This window comes from Limosilactobacillus kribbianus (genome assembly GCF_026413145.1).
GTDB lineage: Bacteria > Bacillota > Bacilli > Lactobacillales > Lactobacillaceae > Limosilactobacillus > Limosilactobacillus kribbianus.
On the sequence record NZ_JAOVYZ010000002.1, the window covers coordinates 17,504 to 36,393 of the forward strand.

The 18,890-nt window shown below is 54.3% G+C and carries 15 protein-coding genes; all 15 read right to left on the reverse strand.

Annotated features, from left to right (window positions below; all coding sequences use genetic code 11):
- Nucleotides 1-6: 6 nt before the first annotated feature.
- Nucleotides 7-963 carry a DHH family phosphoesterase gene (locus OCT58_RS00770; RefSeq protein ID WP_267200913.1) on the reverse strand — a complete coding sequence of 319 codons (957 nt, stop codon included), beginning with the start codon at nucleotides 961-963 and terminating at the stop codon, nucleotides 7-9.
- A gap of 108 nt (nucleotides 964-1,071) precedes the next feature.
- A complete protein-coding gene (gene gnd / locus OCT58_RS00775; RefSeq protein ID WP_267200914.1) occupies nucleotides 1,072-1,980 on the reverse strand; it encodes a phosphogluconate dehydrogenase (NAD(+)-dependent, decarboxylating) in 909 nt (302 codons plus the stop codon).
- A gap of 150 nt (nucleotides 1,981-2,130) precedes the next feature.
- Entirely contained in the window at nucleotides 2,131-2,610 is a 480-nt protein-coding gene (gene yajC / locus OCT58_RS00780; RefSeq protein ID WP_267200915.1) for a preprotein translocase subunit YajC, read from the reverse strand.
- 61 nt (nucleotides 2,611-2,671) lie between these two features.
- The gene (locus OCT58_RS00785) at nucleotides 2,672-3,763 is read right to left on the reverse strand and encodes a tRNA-ribosyltransferase family protein (RefSeq protein WP_267200916.1); all 1,092 of its coding nucleotides are present in this window, start codon (nucleotides 3,761-3,763) and stop codon (nucleotides 2,672-2,674) included.
- A gap of 7 nt (nucleotides 3,764-3,770) precedes the next feature.
- A complete protein-coding gene (ruvB, locus tag OCT58_RS00790; protein WP_267200917.1) occupies nucleotides 3,771-4,787 on the reverse strand; it encodes a Holliday junction branch migration DNA helicase RuvB in 1,017 nt (338 codons plus the stop codon).
- Nucleotides 4,788-4,801: 14 nt separating this feature from the next.
- Nucleotides 4,802-5,398: a Holliday junction branch migration protein RuvA gene (gene ruvA / locus OCT58_RS00795; protein WP_267200918.1), complete on the reverse strand. Its 597-nt coding sequence runs from the start codon at nucleotides 5,396-5,398 to the stop codon at nucleotides 4,802-4,804.
- 18 nt (nucleotides 5,399-5,416) lie between these two features.
- Nucleotides 5,417-7,432 carry a DNA mismatch repair endonuclease MutL gene (mutL, locus tag OCT58_RS00800; protein ID WP_267200919.1) on the reverse strand — a complete coding sequence of 672 codons (2,016 nt, stop codon included), beginning with the start codon at nucleotides 7,430-7,432 and terminating at the stop codon, nucleotides 5,417-5,419.
- Nucleotides 7,433-7,442: 10 nt separating this feature from the next.
- Nucleotides 7,443-10,115 (reverse strand): DNA mismatch repair protein MutS, encoded by a 2,673-nt coding sequence (mutS, locus tag OCT58_RS00805; protein WP_267200920.1) that lies wholly within the window; start codon nucleotides 10,113-10,115, stop codon nucleotides 7,443-7,445.
- 184 nt (nucleotides 10,116-10,299) lie between these two features.
- Complete coding sequence (rny, locus tag OCT58_RS00810; RefSeq protein WP_267200921.1) at nucleotides 10,300-11,853, reverse strand: ribonuclease Y; 1,554 nt, start codon at nucleotides 11,851-11,853, stop codon at nucleotides 10,300-10,302.
- A 201-nt stretch (nucleotides 11,854-12,054) separates the two neighbouring features.
- Nucleotides 12,055-13,122 (reverse strand): recombinase RecA, encoded by a 1,068-nt coding sequence (recA, locus tag OCT58_RS00815; RefSeq protein ID WP_267200922.1) that lies wholly within the window; start codon nucleotides 13,120-13,122, stop codon nucleotides 12,055-12,057.
- Nucleotides 13,123-13,211: 89 nt separating this feature from the next.
- Complete coding sequence (locus OCT58_RS00820) at nucleotides 13,212-14,459, reverse strand: competence/damage-inducible protein A (protein ID WP_267200923.1); 1,248 nt, start codon at nucleotides 14,457-14,459, stop codon at nucleotides 13,212-13,214.
- Nucleotides 14,460-14,560: 101 nt separating this feature from the next.
- Complete coding sequence (pgsA, locus tag OCT58_RS00825; RefSeq protein ID WP_267200925.1) at nucleotides 14,561-15,145, reverse strand: CDP-diacylglycerol--glycerol-3-phosphate 3-phosphatidyltransferase; 585 nt, start codon at nucleotides 15,143-15,145, stop codon at nucleotides 14,561-14,563.
- A 15-nt stretch (nucleotides 15,146-15,160) separates the two neighbouring features.
- The gene (locus tag OCT58_RS00830; RefSeq protein WP_267200927.1) at nucleotides 15,161-16,210 is read right to left on the reverse strand and encodes a helix-turn-helix domain-containing protein; all 1,050 of its coding nucleotides are present in this window, start codon (nucleotides 16,208-16,210) and stop codon (nucleotides 15,161-15,163) included.
- Between the two features lie 88 nt (nucleotides 16,211-16,298).
- Nucleotides 16,299-17,597: an EF-P 5-aminopentanol modification-associated protein YfmH gene (gene yfmH / locus OCT58_RS00835; RefSeq protein WP_267200928.1), complete on the reverse strand. Its 1,299-nt coding sequence runs from the start codon at nucleotides 17,595-17,597 to the stop codon at nucleotides 16,299-16,301.
- Nucleotides 17,598-17,601: 4 nt separating this feature from the next.
- Nucleotides 17,602-18,852, reverse strand: coding sequence for an EF-P 5-aminopentanol modification-associated protein YfmF (gene yfmF / locus OCT58_RS00840; RefSeq protein WP_267200929.1), 1,251 nt, complete (start codon nucleotides 18,850-18,852; stop codon nucleotides 17,602-17,604).
- Between the last annotated feature and the right edge of the window lie 38 nt (nucleotides 18,853-18,890).

Consider the following 18,890-nt stretch of genomic DNA (forward strand, 5'->3'; position numbering starts at 1 on the left):
TTTCACTTAGTCCTGGGCATCGGCCGTCGTTAATTGGTCAAGCTCAGCAACGACCTGCTTGATCTCGTCCTGGTCCTTTGCCTTGGCGCCGCTGGCCAGTTCATGGCCACCGCCATCGTGGTGCTTAGCCAGTTCGTTGATTGCCGGGCCCTTGGAACGCAGGCGGATCCGGTAGTGACCGTCCTCTTGTTCCACAAAGATTGCCCAGGCCTTGACGTCTTTGATCCGCCCCGGCAGCGAAACCACCGCCGAAGTCCCCGCCTCGGTCAGGCCAAACTTCTTCAGCAAATCGTTAGTCAAAACGACGTAAGCGGCCCCGTGATCGAGGATCGTCAGGTGCTCATAAACGTAGGCCGACAGTCGAGCCAGCGGCAGGGTAATTTCGTTTTCCCGCCGACTAATGGCCGCGGCATCAGCACCGGCAGCCATCAACGCACCGGCCACAAGCAGTGTCCGCGGTGAGGTTGCCGGATAGAGGAAGCGTCCGGTATCACCGATGATCCCGGCGTAGAGGGCACTGGCCGCCTCCTTTGGCAGAGTCAGTTCCTTTGCGAAGCGCTGGTAGAAGTCGTAAATCATCTCGGAACAACTGGAGGCTTCCGGTAGAACCCACATCAAGTCACCGAACGGTTCGTCGTTCGGGTGGTGGTCGATCTTGATCAACTCATCTCCGTTATTAAAACGCCGGTCGTCAATCCGCGGCGCATTGGCCGTGTCGGTGACGATTACCAGGGCATCGTCAAAAGTTTGGTTGTCAATTTCATCCATCGTGCCGATCCAATCAAAGCCTGGAATGTGCTTGCCGACCACGTAGATCTGCTTGTACGGGAAGGACGCCTTGAGGATTTCGGCCAAACCGACCTGGGAGCCAATGGCATCCGGATCGGGGCGCTGGTGACGGTGAATGATGATCTTATTGTATTTTTTAATCTGTTGGAAAATTGCTGCTAATTGATCAGCCATGGTACTAGCCCCTTACTTAAAAAATATTCTAACAATTCAGTATACCAGCAAAGTTTAAACTAAAAAAGTCACGCGCTAGTTTGCGCATGACTTTTAATTAATTTTGGATTACTTCTTAGCAGCGTCCATTGCGTGGCCACCAAAGCCGTTCCGCAGTGCGGAAACAACCTTACCATCGAAGGAATCATCCTGCATTGAACGGAACCGTTGACTCAGGGCTTCGTAGATAACCGGAGTAGGAACTTGCTTGTCCATTGCATCCATCAAAGTCCAGTGAGCTTCACCAGAACTGTGCATCCGGCCGGCGATCTTGTCCAGGTGTGGGTCCTTTTCAAAGGCTTCTTGAGCCAGTTCCATCAGCCATGAACGGATAACAGAACCGTGGTTCCACATCTTGGCAACGGCAGCGTTGTCATAGTCAAAGTCAGAAGCTTCCAGAACTTCGAAACCTTCACCCATGGCTTCCATCATCCCGTATTCGATGGCGTTGTGAACCATCTTCAGGTAGTGACCGGAACCAGCCTTACCAGTGTAAAGGTAGCCATCCTTTTGAGCAATGCCGTCAAACAGTGGGGCAATCCGTTCGTTGAAGACGTCTTCTTCGTCCCCACCGATCATGAAGTTACCGTCCTTGAGGGCACCCTTCCAACCACCGGAGGAACCGCAGTCGAAGTAGTGAATACCCTTTTCGGTGAACATGCGGTTGTGACGCATGGAGTCCTTCCAGAAAGTGTTCCCACCATCGATAACAGTGTCGTCAGAGTCCAGCAGTTCTGCCAGTTGATCCATCGTGGCATCAGTTGGCTTGCCGGCTGGTACCATGACCCAAACAGTCCGGGATGGGTTAAGCTTCTTAACCATTTCTTCCAGGCTGTATGCAGCTTCAGCACCGTAAGAAGCAGCTTCATCAACCAGCTTCTTGTCAAGGTCAAAGGCTACGACTTGGTTGTCGTTACGCAACATGTTTTGGCAAAGGTGGATACCCATCTTACCTAAACCAATCAATCCGATTTGCATTAGATTTTTCCCTCCTGTATTTACGTCTCGTCGGGCAATGCGACCCAAACGAGGAGTAAGACGCCTAAACGTCATGTTTGATTAGCTTGTGAAAACAAGCTTTAATCAAACGTCCGATAAAAGTTTCCCACGTTTTGAAAGATTAGTCAATTACTTTTCTTGATTATCTTCCGGGGCTGCTGAATCGGCCTTTTGATCATCAGCGTCTTTTTCTGGAGCAGGAGCGGCTGCTTCCTTCTTGGCTTCGTCGTCTTGCTTGGTTTCATCACCCTGCTTTTCTTCAGTAGTTTCAGCTGATTGCTGAGCACTTTGATCAGCAGTTTGTGGCTTAACGACCCGGGCAATTGCAACCATGTCAAAGGTCAGGTAAATACCTTCGCAGTCCAGCGTAACGGTCCGGTCCTGCTTGTTGATGGAGTCAATCTTCCCGTGCAGGCGACCAATCGTAACAACTTCGTCACCCTTGTGCAAACCGTTCATCATGTCCTGGTGCTGCTTACGTTGCTTTTGTTGTGGCCGGATCATGAAGAAGTACATCAGAGCAATCATCAACAGGATTAAGATGATGCCTGAGTAACTGCTGGCCCCGGCACTAGAGGCACCTAAAATTCCAAAAGTTAAACTATTCACAGTAATATCCATCCCTTCAAAAATGTTCAACAATAACTGTAACAAAAATCGTTATAAAAAGCTACATCTCCGCCGGATCCAGGTTAAATTCTGCCAGGCAGTCAGCCACACTATTGGCAGCAATGGCCGCCCGTAGTTTGGCTAGGGCCTGGTTGACCGTAAAGAGATTGTGCAAAAGTAAATAACGTTCCCCCAGCGGCTGGCGGCGGACCAGGAGCCGGTGGATCCAGGCGCGGGAAATTCCCGCCTGGCAGACCGGACAACTGCATCCTGGAACCAGGACCCGTTGATCCAGCGCCATGTGATCCCGATCCAGGTGCAATCGCCGGGCCCCCACCAGGGCATTCCCCATGCTGGCTTCTCGGCCGGCCAGGTCACTGTCGATCAGGTCAACCCCATTGCTGGCCAGGAGCAGGAGCTGCCGGAGATCACCACTGGTCGGCAGGTAACGTAGCTTAAGTGCCGGCAGCATGGTAATAACTTCCTTGACCAGTCGGACTTGTTCTTCGGTCGGCACCGCAGCATCCACGCCGGCGATGCTGTAACCGGCTGCACTGGCAGGCACGGCATTTACGTTGGCCCGGCGCGCCCGCTTCAGTCCCCCGCCGACGACTGTTGCCAGACAATTTTCTGGCAGCGGTTCGCTTTGGAGCCAGGCGGCAGTCTGTTCCACCGCCGCATTCAAGTCGTCCACCGGAGCATAATAGTCCGCCATCCGGGCAAAGCTTTGCCGTAAATCTGCCCCAAGTGCCTGCTGGACAGCTAGTGCATCTGCTGGGGTATAGAAATGCATTGCCCCCGTTTGCGGATCATGGAAATTGACTCCAGCCGGCTTGCGGCCCCGGGGCTTGGCCCAGGCGTAGGCTTGCTCGGCCCCCGAGTCGGTGATGATCAGGCCATCCCAGTGCGTTAGCGTGTGCAGGTCCGGCAATTCGGTCAGGTGGTCCTTAAACTGCCGCCAGGAATCCAGGACGTCACATTTGATAAGCTGGGTCCCACATTGGTGCAGCTCCGTGGATGTCAGGGTGGTGGTGGCACTCCCCGTTTGTACGATGGCCGGGGTCAGTGCCTGACGGCTATTAACCGTCAAATTACCAGTCCGGGCTGCACCGCTTTTTTGGTACTGGACTTGAAAATTAATCTGTGCTGTCATTTTAACCTCATTTCCCGGTCGAGTACTCGATTCCCAGGTGCTGGTAGGCCGCCGGGGTCACCAAACGGCCCCGGGGCGTCCGGCTGATAAAGCCGATCTGCAGCAGGTAGGGTTCGTACATTTCTTCGATCGTGTTGGTTTCTTCACCGATGTTAGCGGCGATCGTCTTCAAACCGACCGGGCCACCATTATAGAACTTAATCATCGTCAGCAACATCTTGCGGTCGATTTCGTCGAGTCCCCGGTTATCCACCTGAAGGAGGTCCAGGGCGCGTTTGACGGTCGCCGAATCGATGCTGGGTTTGCCGGCAACCTGGGCAAAGTCGCGAACCCGCTTCAGCAGCCGGTTAGCAATCCGCGGCGTTCCCCGCGACCGTAGTGCCAATTCGTGGGCTCCCTCGTCCTCAATCTTAGTGTTAAAGATCTTGGCCGAGCGGAAGATAATCTGCGTCAGCTCTTCCTGGTTGTAGTAGTTCATATGCTCCACGATCCCAAACCGGTCCCGCAGCGGTGCCGAGAGCATTCCCGCCCGCGTCGTCGCGCCAATTAAGGTGAAGGGCGGCAACGGGAAGTGGACCGGATGGGCGGTCGGCCCCTCGCCGACCACAATATCGATATAGTAGTCTTCCATTGCCGAATAGAGCATTTCCTCGACCACCTTTGGCAGGCGGTGAATCTCGTCGATGAATAGCACGTCGCCGGGCTTGAGTTCATTCAACAATGCCACCAGGTCCCCCGGCTTTTCGATCGCCGGCCCGCTGGTGGTCTTGATGTTGACGGCCATCTCATGGGCAATCACCATCGCCAGGGTCGTCTTCCCCAGTCCCGGTGGCCCATAGAGCAGGACGTGGTCAAGCGCCTCTTCCCGGGCCTGGGCCGCCTGGATGTAGACATTTAATTCGTGCTTGATCTTCGCCTGGCCAATGTAGTCAGCCAAGCGCTGGGGACGCAGGGTAAGTTCCAATTGCTCCTCTTCCTGGTTTTGCGATTGATCAGACATGATTCCATGGTCTTGGTCAGCCATCTAATCCCTCCTCACTAATTAATCAGTCGTAGTGCTAGCCGCAGGTACTCATCGGTGGTCGTGGCTTCAGCTTCAAGCAGCTCCTTTTTGATCTTCTTGATCTCCCGTTCCCGATAACCCAGGGCGCTCAGGGCCGCCAGGGCATCGTCTAAGGCCGGGTTGGCCGTCGCAGTTGCCGACTGGTCTGCTGTCAACAGGCTGCCCGTTGCCTGGTCCGCAATCTTGTCCTTGAGATCCAGCACAATCTGGGAAGCTGTCTTCTTGCCGATTCCTGGGAACTTGGTCAGGTAGCCAACATTGTTATTGGCAATGGCGTCAATCAAGCCCTGGTGGTCCGGGTTGGCCAGGATTGCCAGGGCGCTCTTGGGACCAATCCCAGAAACGTTGATCAGCTGCAAGAAGAGCCGCTTTTCCGCTTGATCGACGAAGCCAAAGAGCGTGATCGAATCGTCGCGCACGGCCTGGTAGACATAGATGCGGACCCGTTGCGTTTCGTCCACCTGGTAGCGGTACGGGTTGGCCACCAGCAGCTGGTAGCCGACGCCGCCCGCCTCCACGACAACGTACTGGGGCGTCACAATGGTAACGAGCCCCGTGATGTATTCATACACAGTTCATCCCTACTTTTCTTAAAATTCGTGATCATCAAATTCATCGGCGAACGGGACGTGGCTGTCCTGGATTCGCTTAAACATCTTTTCGAGGTCTTGGTCATTGAAATGGACCGTAACCGGCCGGCCGTGCGGACAGTTGAAGGGGTTCTCACACAAAGACAGCCGGTGTAAGAGGGCCCGGGCTTCTCGTGAGTCGAGGTGGTGGTTGGCCTTGATGGCCCGTTTGCAACTCATCATGATGGCAGTCTTCATCCGGAAGTCGCGAACGCTAATCTTACCGTCTTTGATCAGCCACTCGATCATCTCTTTGGCCGTGTCCTCCTCTTGGCCCTCCTTAAACCAGGTTGGGTGAGAGCGGAGAATAAAGCTGTTTTGCCCGAAGGCCTCCAAGTTTAGCCCGACGCTTGCCAGGGTGTCCAGGTGGGCATTGATCGTCATCGCGTCAACCGTGGAGTAGTTTAGCACCAACGGTACCAAGAAGGCCTGCTGGTCCGGACTGACCTGACCGATCTCCTTGCGGAAGCGCTCATAGTTGATTCGTTCCTGGGCAGCATGCTGGTCGACGATGTAGAGGCCATCCCCAGCCTGGGCAAGCAAGAAGGTTCCCTGCAGCTGGCCAATGTATTGAAGGTCCGGAAAGCGCTTCTGCTGCTGATCGGACTTGTCGTGCACGTCGAGCTCCAAATTTTTGCTTGAGCGGGTCGCTGAATGCGCCGGAATCGTTTCAGCTGACGTCGGGGTGCCAAACGGTCCCACAGCACCCTCGTTTTGGTAACGCTGATCAAAGGCCTGCATTGTCGGGCTTGCCAGTTCAGCGGCCCGGTGAATAATCACCGGAGCAAGCAGCTCGCTGTCGCTTCCCTCCGCGCTCGCTGGCCCTGCCACAGTTTCACTAGCCGGAGCTTGACTGGCGGGCGCCTCTTCATTGGGATCGGCGGGGCTGACCTGGTAGGTTTGCGCCGCCTCTTTTAAACGCTGGTCGAGTTTGGCAACGTCAGCCGCGCTGGGCCCGAAGCCGGTCGGGTTAACATCTGGAATCAGATTTTCAGTCGCAATCCGCCGCCGAATTGTCGCAGCGATCAGCTTGGTCAGCTGATCTTCCTTGCTCAAACGAACCTCGCGCTTGGCCGGATGAACATTAACGTCGACCAGGACCGGATCGAGATCGATATTGACGACCGCGATCGGGTAACGCCCCACCATCAGCTTGGACTCATAGCCCTGGATGATGGCCTTGGTTAGTTCAAAATTGCGAATATAACGATGGTTAATCGTGATCGTGATGTACTGGCGCGAGGCCCGGGTCAATTCCGGCAGTGAAACAAAGCCGCTGACCTGAAAATCATCATCCTGGCCATGGATCTCCAGCATCTTGCGACCGGCCGCAATTCCGTAAATCGCAGCTACCACCTGCTGGAGATTGCCGTTGCCGGCAGAGCGAAAGATCTCCTTGCCATTGTGGGTGAAGCTAAAAGCAACGGCCGGGTTGGCCAGGGCCAGGCGGTTAATAATATCGGTGATCCGGGTCAGCTCGGTATGGGGTGACTTCAGGTATTTCAGCCGAGCTGGCGTGTTGAAGAAGAGGTCGCGCACCTGGACATCCGTTCCCTGGCGGGCGGCCGCCGGTTTCTTTTCTACCACCTGCCCACCGCGGAGATGGATCTGGGTGCCAGCTAGTTGATCACGTTGGGCGGTAATCATCAAGACGTCCGCTACCGAGGCGATACTGGGCAGGGCTTCACCACGAAAACCCATCGTCTGCACGCGAAAGAGATCCCGGCGGTTGGCAATCTTGCTGGTGGCGTGGCGCTGAAAGGCCAGTTCCACGTCGTCTTGTTCAATCCCATCCCCGTCGTCGATCACCCGGATGCTGTCCAGGCCGGCGTTTTCAACGATCACGTCGATCCGGTGACTATGAGCATCCAGTGAGTTTTCAACCAGTTCCTTGACGATCGAGGCGGGCCGTTCAATCACCTCCCCGGCCGCAATCTGATCGGCTAAGACCGTATCTAGTTCATGAATCTTTCCCACACGTATCGCCTCACTTTAATTTTTGTTGCCATTGATAGATCTGGTTCATGACCTCCATCGGCGTCATTCCCATCAGATTGAGTTCTTTTAACTGGTGCAGAATCTTCTCGCCCTTGGTAGACTTGGCTTTCTGCGGGGCCGGCGCAAAGAGCTCCATCTGACCGTTGGCATCCATCGCCGATGTTGCTGGCTCAGACGGCTGAGCGCTTGGGGCCGTGGATTCTTCCGTCGCTGAAGTTTCTTCCACCCGGTCGGCACTGGCTGGCTGATGGTAGGTCACCGCCGTCTTCTTTTCGTTTAATGGCAGGGTAACCGCCTTTTCCTCCAGCTCGCCTAAGATCTGGTCAGCCCGCTTGAGCAGTGAATCCGGCATCCCGGCCAGCTTGGCCACGTGGATCCCGTAGGACTTGTCAGCAGGACCCGCGCTGACCTTGTGCAGGAAGACCAGCTCGCCGTTCTTTTCGGTGGCCCCGACGTGAACGTTCTTTAGGCGCGGCAGGGTCTTTTCCAGGTCGGTCAGTTCGTGGTAGTGGGTCGAGAAGAGGGTCTTGGCGCGGACGTGTTCATGAACGTACTCAATGATCGCCTGAGCCAGGGCCATCCCGTCATAGGTCGCCGTTCCCCGCCCGATCTCGTCAAAGAGGATCAGACTATGGTCGGTGGCATGCTTTAGGGCGTTGTTGGCCTCCATCATTTCCACCATGAAGGTACTCTCCCCGGAAATCAGGTCGTCGGCGGCCCCAATCCGGGTGAAAATCTGGTCAAAGATCGGCAGTTCAGCCGACTTAGCGGGCACGAAGCAGCCCATCTGCGCCATCACCGCCGTCAGAGCCAGCTGCCGCATGTAGGTACTCTTCCCCGACATGTTAGGCCCCGTGATCAGGAGAATATCGGTCTGATCATCCATCAAGACGTCGTTGGGCACGTACTCCTGGTGGCCCATGAACTTTTCCACGACCGGGTGGCGGCCGTCTTTAATCATCAGCTTGTGGCCGGTGTTCATCTGCGGCCGGACGAAGTGGTAATCCTCGCTGACCACGGCAAAGCTCTGCAAAACGTCTAGTTCCGACAGGGCGGCAGCCAGTGACTGTAGCCGCTTGATCTGCTTTTTTACCTGTTCCCGGACGGCAGCGAAGAGATCGTATTCCAATGCGGTCGACCGCTCCTGAGCCTCCATGATCAGGGCTTCCTTTTCCTTTAATTCTGGTGTGGAGAAGCGCTCGGCATTGACCAGGGTCTGCTTGCGCTCGTAACGATCTTTGGGAATCTTGCTCAGGTTGACCTTGGTGACTTCAATGTAGTAGCCAAAGACATGGTTGTAGCCAATCTTGAGGTTGCCAATCCCGGTGACCTCCCGCTCGTGACTCTGCAGGTCGGCGATCCAGCGCTTGCCGTTGTTCATCGCGTCCCGGTACTGGTCGAGTTGCTTGTTATAGCCGTCCTTGATTACCCCACCATCGGTAACGGAGATCGGTGGGTCCGCGATAATTGCCCGATCGATCAGGTCGGCAATGTCACTGAGCGGATCCAGGCGTTTTTCCAGGTCGGCAAAGACGGGCGAATCCAGCGTTTCCAGGACGTACTTGATCTTAGGCACCTGAAGCAAGGAGGTCTTTAGCTGGATCAGGTCCCGGCCGTTAACACTCCCGTAAGCGACCCGCCCTGCGAGACGCTCCAGGTCGTAAACCTTGATCAGCTCATCTTGAATATTGCTGCGCTCAAAGTAGTGGTCGAGCAGTTCCTGAACCTTATCCTGACGCGCACTAATTTGATCGGGATCAATCAGTGGCCGGTCTAGCCAGCGTTTCAAGAGCCGACTCCCCATCGCGGTTTTGGTCTCATCCAAAAGCCAGGCGAGGGTCCCCTGACGCTTGCCACTGCGCATGTTGGTCGTCAGCTCCAGGTTGGTCTTGGAGTAGTGATCAATCTTCATAAAAGAGCTCGGTAAGTAGGCAATCGCCCGCTGCATGTGGGCCAAGGAACGCTTCTGAGTCGTCAGTAAATAGGAAACCAGCAGGGCTACCACGTGCTTTTGCTGCTCATCCTCCAGGTCCTGGGTCAAATAGGAAACCTCGGCGTTCTTCAGGATCTGTGGCTGGTGCGACTGAAGGATGTTGCGTTGTTTGAGCTGGGTGGTCAGTTCCGTCGGCAGCTCACCGTCAACCACCGTTTCCTTGCTCTGCAGGTTGACCAGTTCGTTGACAATCGCTCCCACACTGTCGAGGGTGGTCGTCTTCAGCTCCCCGGTCGACAAGTCGGTGTAGGCCAGGCTGAACTTGCCCGCCGCGCTGATGGCCGTCAGGTAGTTATTTTGCCGGGCCGCATCCCCGGTGAGGTCCATCTTCGTCCCGGGCGTGATCAGGCGAGTGACGGCCCGCTTGACCATTCCCTTGGCCTTCTTGGGATCCTCCATCTGCTCGCAAATGGCCACCTTGTAGCCCTTATCAATTAAAATATCGACGTAGTTATTCACCGCCCGATGTGGCACCCCACACATCGGGATCGGATTTTTGGCGCTGTGGTTGCGGGTCGTCAGGGTCAGTTCCAGCAGCTGGGCTCCCTTGATCGCATCATCATTAAAGAGCTCGTAAAAGTCCCCAAGGCGGTAGAACAGGAAGGCGTCTGGATATTGGTCCTTGACCTGTTGGTACTGCTCCATCATCGGCGTCAATTTCTTTGTCAATTCACTTCACCTCATGAAATTTTTCTAAATATCAATCATTGTTCGCGCCATTGAATCGTTTTAAACACATCATTTATTATATTTTCTGCCCAGGAGCGGCGCAAGAGAAACGCGCACCGAACAAAAAAGGCTGGGAGCTAACCCGGCCTTTTTGCTGTTATCTAGCTGTAAATGCTATCGCGCCTTATTTGGCGTAATCGACGGCGCGAACTTCACGAATCACGGTCACTTTGATATGGCCCGGATATTCAAGCTGCTCTTCAATTTGCTGCTTGATATCATGAGCCAGTGTGGTGGCTTCCAGATCAGAAATCTTCTTTGGCTTGACGATGACCCGCAGTTCACGACCAGCCTGAATTGCGTAACTATGGTCAACACCATCGTAATTATTTGCTATGCTTTCGAGCTTCTTTAAGCGCTGAATGTACTGTTCAAGCGACTCGCTTCGTGCACCAGGACGGGCACCGGAAATGGCATCGGCGGCCTGGACCAGAACGGCAATTACTGAGGTCGGGGCCACGTCGCCGTGGTGAGAGGCAATCGTGTTGATGACGACCTTGTTTTCCTTGTACTTGCGGGTCAGTTCAACCCCTAGTTCAACATGGGAGCCATCAACCTCGTGGTCAACCGCCTTGCCGATATCATGCAGCAGCCCGGCCCGCTTGGCTAAGGCGACATCCTCGCCCAATTCACTGGCCATAATTCCGGCCAGTTTGGCAACTTCGATCGAGTGGTCGAGCACATTTTGCCCGTAGCTGGTCCGGTACTTCATCCGCCCAACCGTCTTGATCAGGTCCGGGTGCATGGAGTGAATGCCCAGGTCAAAGAGGGCCTGCTCACCGGTCTCCCGCAGCTGGTTATCCATTTCCTTGCGGGCCTTTTCAACGGCTTCTTCAATCCGAGCTGGATGGATCCGGCCGTCCTGAATCAGCTTCTCCAGAGCAATCTTAGCAATTTCCCGCCGCACCGGATCAAAGCCGCTTAAAACGACTGCTTCCGGCGTGTCGTCGATAATCAGGTCGATCCCGGTCAAGGTTTCCAGGGTCCGGATGTTCCGCCCCTCTCGACCGATGATCCGGCCCTTCATATCGTCATTTGGCAGAGTAACAACTGAAACCGTCGCCTCGGAGACAACGTCCGCGGCACTGCGCTGAATAGCTTCGACGATCAGCTTCTTGGCGTTGCGATCAGCAGTCAATTCCGCCTCCTGCTCGCTGTCACGGATCAGGACCTCCCGTTCGGTCTTCAGTTGGTCTTTCATTTCACTCAATAACTGTTGTTTGGCATCCTCGTGGGTCATCTCGGCAACCTTTTCAAGTTCTGCTTGCCGCTGCTCCACTAAGGCCGCTGCCTTTTTCTGTGATTGATGAAGTCGTTCCGTCTGCTGATCCAGCTTGTGTTCGCGTACCCCGACCGTGTTTTCACGTTTTTCCAAGGCGTTGTCCTTGTGGTCGAGCGACGTCTCCCGCTGCAAGAGCCGGTCTTCCTGGCGCTGGATTTCGCTGCGCCGCTGCTTAAGCTCGGCTTCGACCTGCTCACGGTAGCGGTGACTGTCTTCCTTGGCTTCCAGGATGGCCTCTTTTTTCGCCGTTGCCGCTTGGTTCTTGGCGTCCGCAATGATCCCCTCAGCATCCTTGTGGGCCTCTGCAACCCGTTTTTCATAGGAGGATTTGCGAACGGCATAGCCGATAATAATCCCGACAACCATAGCAAGCGCGGCGAAAATTATTAATTTCATCATTTCACCTCCGCTTCAACTATTTTGTTGTTGGTTAATAAAATTAATTTCACCGTGTCATGTAAAAAACATCACACAAAGTAAATTTTAAGCTTGCCCAAGTGGGGTGTCAACCATTGAATTTCACAATTGAAAGGAAAAGGGCCCAGTCCAGATATTTCCTGGACTGACCCCCGATTGGATTCATGCCTTGTTAAGCAATTATTCTTCCGTATTTGCCTGATCCTGATCCGCTTCCTTAGCTGCGGGTGAGTCTTGTTCACCCTCGCTTGGACTCAGTGGATCCATTCCGTAGGCAACCCGGACTTTGTTCATCAGTTCGGCCATCTGGTCAGGATGATCGGCCAACCACTTCTTGGCATTCTCACGTCCCTGACCGATCCGGTCCGATCCGTAAGAGTACCAAGCGCCGCTCTTGTTGACCAGGTCCTTTTCAACCGCCATGTCGAGAAGCTCCCCGGTCTTGGAAATCCCTTCCCCGTACATGATGTCAACTTCACAACGCTTGAACGGTGGCGCCACCTTGTTCTTAACGATCTTGACCTTGGCCCGGTTACCGATGACGTCGGTCCCGCTCTTGATCTGTTCGGCCCGCCGAATCTCCATCCGAATCGTGGCGTAGAACTTCAGGGCCCGACCACCAGTCGTCGTCTCAGGGTTCCCGAACATCACCCCGACCTTTTCACGAATCTGGTTGATGAAGATGGCGATGGTCTTGGTCTTGTTGATCTCACCGGAAAGCTTCCGCAGAGCCTGAGACATCAGCCGGGCTTGCAAGCCGACGTGGGCATCCCCCATCTCACCTTCGATTTCGGCCCGGGGAACCAGGGCTGCCACTGAGTCCACAACCACCAGGTCAACAGCACCACTGGAGATCAGAGCGTCAGCAATTTCCAGACCTTCCTCACCGGTGTCCGGCTGGGAAAGCAGGAGGTTGTCGACGTCGACTCCCAGGGCAGCCGCATACTGCGGATCAAGGGCGTTTTCGGCGTCAATATAGGCCGCCGTACCACCCTGGCGCTGTACTTCGGCAACTGCGTGCAGGGCCACCGTTGTCTTCCCAGAACTTTCGGGTCCGTAGATTTCAACGATCCGGCCACGAGGATAGCCGCCGACACCGAGGGCCTTGTCAATTGCCAGCGAGCCGCTGGAGACGGTGGCGATCTTCATGTCGGCTGCGTCACCCATCCGCATGATTGAACCCTTACCAAAGTTCTTTTCAATCTTTCTAATTGCAACATCAAGTGCAGCTTTTCGCTGATCAGCCAATTAGATTTCCTCCTTTGTATCGAAATATCCGTGAATTAATCATAACAGTTTTCCACAAAAAAACAAGAAAAATGCGAACAATGGTTCGATTATTTTTGCAGGGCGTGATAAATCATTTGCAGTCCGTGCTGGACACTCTGCCGGCGGATCTGTTGGCGACCAACGTAGGCTCCCAGGTGCAGCTGACGGGTCATTGTCGCCTGTCCCTGGATTGAGAGCCCAACCCAGACTGTTCCAGCTGGCTGGCCTTCCAGCGAATCAGGACCGGCAACCCCGGTAAAACCGATCCCGACCGCAACCCCAAGGCGCTGACGACTCTTCTCGGCCATCTGAGCAGCCGTCTGGGAGCTGACAACCCCGTAACGCTCAATCAGCTGTGGATCAATCCCCAGCAGGCGTTCCTTGGCGCTAGCGGCGTAGGTCACGAAGCCACCGTCAAAGACATTCGAGGCCCCGGGAACCGAGCAGATGGTGCTCTGGAACATCCCCCCGGTCAGGCTCTCGGCCGCCGTCACCTTCAAGTGCCGCTGCTTGAGCAGTTCCACAACTTGGGCTGCCAGCGAGCAATCATCGCCGACGCCGAAGAAGTAAGCTTCTTCCTTGGCAACGATCGCCGCCTGGGCCCGGTCCAATAACGCCGTGGCGGTTGCCTCGGGCAGGTCATGAACAGTCATCCGGACCTGGATAGCATCCGGCTGGACATAGGAAGTGATGACCACCTGGTGCAGGTCGCCCGTCGCCTCCGCGATTTCGTCCATCAACAGGGATTCCGGCCGGCCGAAGAAGTTGAGGGTCCGGCTGACAATCTGCCGTTCACCTTCGACAATTTTTTTCAGCCGTGGCAGGACCTCCTGGTTAACCATCGCCGTAAATTCGCGCGGCGGTCCCGGCAGGACGATTAGCCGCCGTCCGTCACGCTCGTACCAGCTGCCCAGCGCAAGCCCGACCGGATTGGCCAATGTCGTTCCCCCGCTCAGGTACATGGCCTGCTGAACGTTTTCCGGCATCATTGGCTCCTGACGCTGTCGAAAGCTCTCACGAATCCAAGCCCAGTGATCCTCGTCACGCGTCAAGCGTACACCCAGGGCAGCGGCCACCCCGCGCAGAGTAACGTCGTCCGCCGTTGGACCCAGGCCACCGCAAACAAAGACCAGGTCCGCATTCTGCCAGGCCGTCCGAACGGCGGTCTCCAGAAGATCGAGCTGATCGGGTACCGTCAGTTGCCGAGCGGCCGTAATGTCAAGTTTGCCGAGCTGTTGGGACAAGAAGGGCGCGTTCGTGTTGACGATCTGCCCTAAGATGATCTCAGTACCGACTGAAATGATTTCTGCTTCCATTTAAATTTCACCCCTATATAGATAATACGTAAATTATAGCTCATCGCACTAAAAAAGAGTGGCCCGAATCCATTTTAGATTCAGCCACTCTTGGATTAATTTTATTTGAAGCCGTCGGAAAAGACGCCCCGGCCCTGAATGAAGTAGTCCACACCGGAGTAAATGGTGAAGAACAGGCAAATGTAGAGCATGATTTGACCAAACGGAATATTCCAAATGGCAAAGATGACGTTGTTCATCAGTAGGAAGATGATGGCGATGAACTGGGTCGTCGTCTTAATCTTCCCCGGCATCTTAGCCGCGAGCACAATCCCGCTCTGCTCAACCAGCAAAAGCCGCAGTCCGGTAACGGCTAATTCACGCCAGATGATAATTGAGGTTACCCAGGCAGGAACAACCTGATTCCCAGTCAGGACGATGAAAGCCGTCATAACCAGCAGTTTGTCCGCCAGCGGATCGGTAAACTTCCCGAAGTTGGTCACCAGGTGATTCTTCCGGGCGATCCGACCGTCCAGATTATCGGTGATCGTCGCCGCAATAAACAGGATCGCCGCAATCAATTGGGCAACCGGAATCGTGGCCCCCCAGAAAGTGACGCTCCCCCAAGAAAACGGCACTACCATCAAAATCAGGAAAAATGGAATAATAATTAACCGGACGACGGTTAATTTGTTAGGTAAGTTCACGGTCTAGTCCCCCTATTATCTTGTCTGCGTAGTCGATGCACTGGACGTTGCCGTCGTCTGCCGACTCGTGCTGTTAGCCGTTGTCGTTTGACTCGTCTGGCTGGTTGTTGAACTAGTCGAACTTGTCCGCGTGCTGGTGTTGGATGAACTCGTACTGCTAGTTGAACTCGAGGATGAAGATGAGGACGACTGGCTGCCAAAGTTGATCGTAACGGTCCGGGTGTTGTTATAGCTTCCGTTATTGGTAAAGTCGATCTTCTTGCCACCGATCTTCAGGGTGGTTGACTGAGCATTGCCGACCGTGATTACCAGCGTCGTCGTGTCCTTACCGACCTTCACACTGGTCTTTTGGTTGGCGTTTAAGGTCTTGTTCAAGAGATCGGTGCTGTTGTTGGCCCGAACCTGCATCCATGCCCGTGAGCTTGGATTAATCTGCAGGGTGGTGTCCTTAGTCAGTTTATCGGCAGTGTAGGTCACACTAGTGGAATTCCGGCTGCTCTGCTTGAGCTGGGTGGCCTTAGTAGCCGCCTTCTTAGTAGTTTTCTTGCTGGATGAAGAAGCCTTCTTCCGGCTCTCACCGGAAACCGAAACTGAGCTATTATCGATCTTGGTCGATGAATCACGATGGTTACGGGCAATCGCCGTAAACCAAATTGCGCCAAGAACCAGAATAATCACGCAAGCAATGATCACCGTTGGTAGGTAGCGCCGACTCTTGGAAACCTGAGTCCCCAACGTCTTGTGCTGGCTAGTCCGAGATTCCACGGCCTGAGTGATGTGCTCAGAATACTCCGCCGTTTTGGCCTTTGGCAGGTCGTCATCATACTCCTTCAGCAGTTCGTCGCCATCGAGGCCAACCGTATTGGCATACTGCTTGACAAAAGCCCGGATATAAAAATCACCGGGCAATTCATCGAACTTTTCGTCTTCAATTGCAATCAAATACCGCTTTTGGATCTTGGTAATCTGCTGAAGGTCGTCTAAGGTATAACCCTTCTCCTGGCGCGCTTCCTGCAGCTTCTTACCAATCTCCAGGTGTTTTTGTTCGCTATTGTTTTCGCTCATTTAGCTTACACTCCATTTATATGATTTCACTTATCCTTGCACATTATATCATGTTCTTGAACGGACAACAGTTAAGAAAAGGTAGCGTTTATTGATGGTGGGGAACTACTTGGTAGACGGAAATCCCCTGGGGGGTGATGAATTCCTTGGCTACTCGGTAGAGGTCCTCAATTGAAATCTCTTTGAGCAGCCGAATTTCGTCCATCAGGTTGGCCCCGTCAAAAAGCTTGTCAGCGTAACGATTGGCAATGGCTTCCGGCGAGTCCAACAAGCCAATCAGCCGTCCGAGCTCCGCATTCTTGATCCCAGCAAAACGCGTCCGAGCCGCGTCAATCTGCTTATCGGCACTTTCCAGGATGGCAACAATTTCGTCGGCAAAGCGTTCCATCTGGTCAGTATTCGAACTGAAGTAGGCAAAGTGGAAGCCCCGTTGCATTTCAAAGTTATAGCCAAAGGAATCGTCCAGTACCTCATTGTTGTAGAGCCGCAGGTAGTTGTCGGAGGTGTCGTCAAAGAGCACATCTAAAAGCAGATCAACAGCCAGCTTGTAGCGCAGCCGTTCCCGACCATCTTCAAACTGCTTGATGCCCCGCAGGCCCACCATTACCTTTGGCCGGGCGATGTTCATCGTCAGCGAACGGAACGGAATGACGTCGTGGGCGGTTGGGTCGTTAAGCTTGGTCAAGCGCCGTGGCGTTTCCGGAGTCGGGAAGTCCTTCCCGTTCTGATTGTCAATTACCCACTCCATCGTCTCTGCCGGATCAAGATTGCCAACCAAGAAGAGGTTCATGTTGCTTGGCTGGTAGAAGGTCCGGTAGCTTTGCATCAGGATCTGGGGAGTGATCTTGCTGATTGAATCGACCGTTCCCGCGATATCGATCCGCATCGGGTCGTGGGGATAGAGGTTGCCGATCAGGCCCAGGTAGAGCCGCCAGTCGGCATCGTCATCGTACATCTGGATTTCCTGACCGATGATCCCCTGTTCCTTGGCCACCGTCTTGTCCGTGAAGTAGGGATCCTGAACAAAATCAAGCAGAACGTCCAGGTTTTCCCGGAGATGGCTGGTGGTCGAAAAGAGATAGCTGGTCTGGGTGAAGCTGGTGTAGGCATTGGAGTCCGCGCCGAGCTTGCCGAAGAGGTCAAAGGCGTCGTGATCGGCCTTTTCAAACATCTTGTGTTCGAGAAAATGAGCCACCCCGTCCGGCACCGTTACCGCGCCCTCCTCGTGGTAGGGAATGAACTGATTATCAATGGAACCAAAATCGGTTGAAAAGGTCGCGTAGGTCTTATGAAAGCCCGGCATCGGCAGCAATTGCACCAACAGGCCGTTGGCAAGCCGTTGCCGATAGATTGTCCGGTTAAATTCTTGGTAAGTATACTGATCCATTTGCTTATTTTTCACCACTCAATAAATATGTCGCCTGCAGCTTTAATTCGGCGGCCACCCGTTGCACATCGGCGGCCGTCACCGCATTAATCTTGGCTGCCACGTCCCTGTCTTCCGGCAAGTCCAGCAGGGTCGTCAGCAACTGACGACCGAGGATATTATTGGCGTAGTCGTGGCTAGCACGGTATTGGTTAATCAGGCTGTCCTGCACTTCGGAAAGTTCTTGAAAGGAGAACTTCCCCGCGACAAGATCCGCCAGCTGCTGACCAATCAGCTCTTCCACCTTGGCCGCATCCTGGGCGCGGATCCCTGTCTGAATGCCTAGAAAACCGCTAAAGGGCAACAAGCGGCTGGTGGCATAGTAGGCTAGGCTAGCCTTTTCTCGGACATTAGTGAAGAGCTTGGAGTAAGGCGTCCCACCAAAGAGACCATTGAAGACCAGGCCCGCGTAATAGTTCCGGTCATGATAATAAACCGGCAGCCGATAGCCGAGGTTCAACTTGGCTTGAACAACGGACTGGTGCTCCGTGGCGCGTTGCACATCCTGGTAAAGGGACTGGCGATAATACGGCACCAGCGGGGCAACCGAGCGGCCATCAAATGGCAGCTGGGCAAAGGTGGCCCGGATCTTCTCGGGATCCACATCCCCCAGCACTAAAATGTTGACCTTATCGTTTTCAATCATCTGCTGATAAACCGGCACCAGATTTTGAGCCGTGAGCCCCGCAAGATCACTGACCTGGCCAAAGCTCGGAATTCTCATCGCGGAGTCTTCGGGATAGTAAAGCTTCATTAGCTGACGATTAGCATAAAACTGCTTGTCATCGTAGAGGGACATGATCGAACTCTTCAGGTTGTTGGCCTGGATTCGAAAGGTCGGCCCGTCAAACTCGTTTTGGTCAATCAGCGGGTGGAAAAGGATTTCATTGATCAGGTCCACCACCTGGTCGAAGAGATTGGTATCCGCGATCTGATCATTGACAAAGGTGGCCCGTAGACGAACCGTGTGCAGCTGGCCGACCCGGCCAACGCCCATGCCAACATAGGCCCCGTAGAGTTTTGCCAGCTGACGGGCCAAGGCAGTCTGTGTCGGATAGCGATGGGTGCTGGTCTCGAGCAGGTTGGCAAGGAGGTTCCGCGCGGTGGCATTTGTCCGCGTTTGCGGTGTCGTAAAATTAATTAGGACGTGATTCATCTTAAATTGTTTGGTGGGCAGCACATCCAGGTCCACACCACGAGCAAGATTAAAATGCACGGTCTTCGTGCTCCTTTCAAGAATTGTTCAAACGTTTG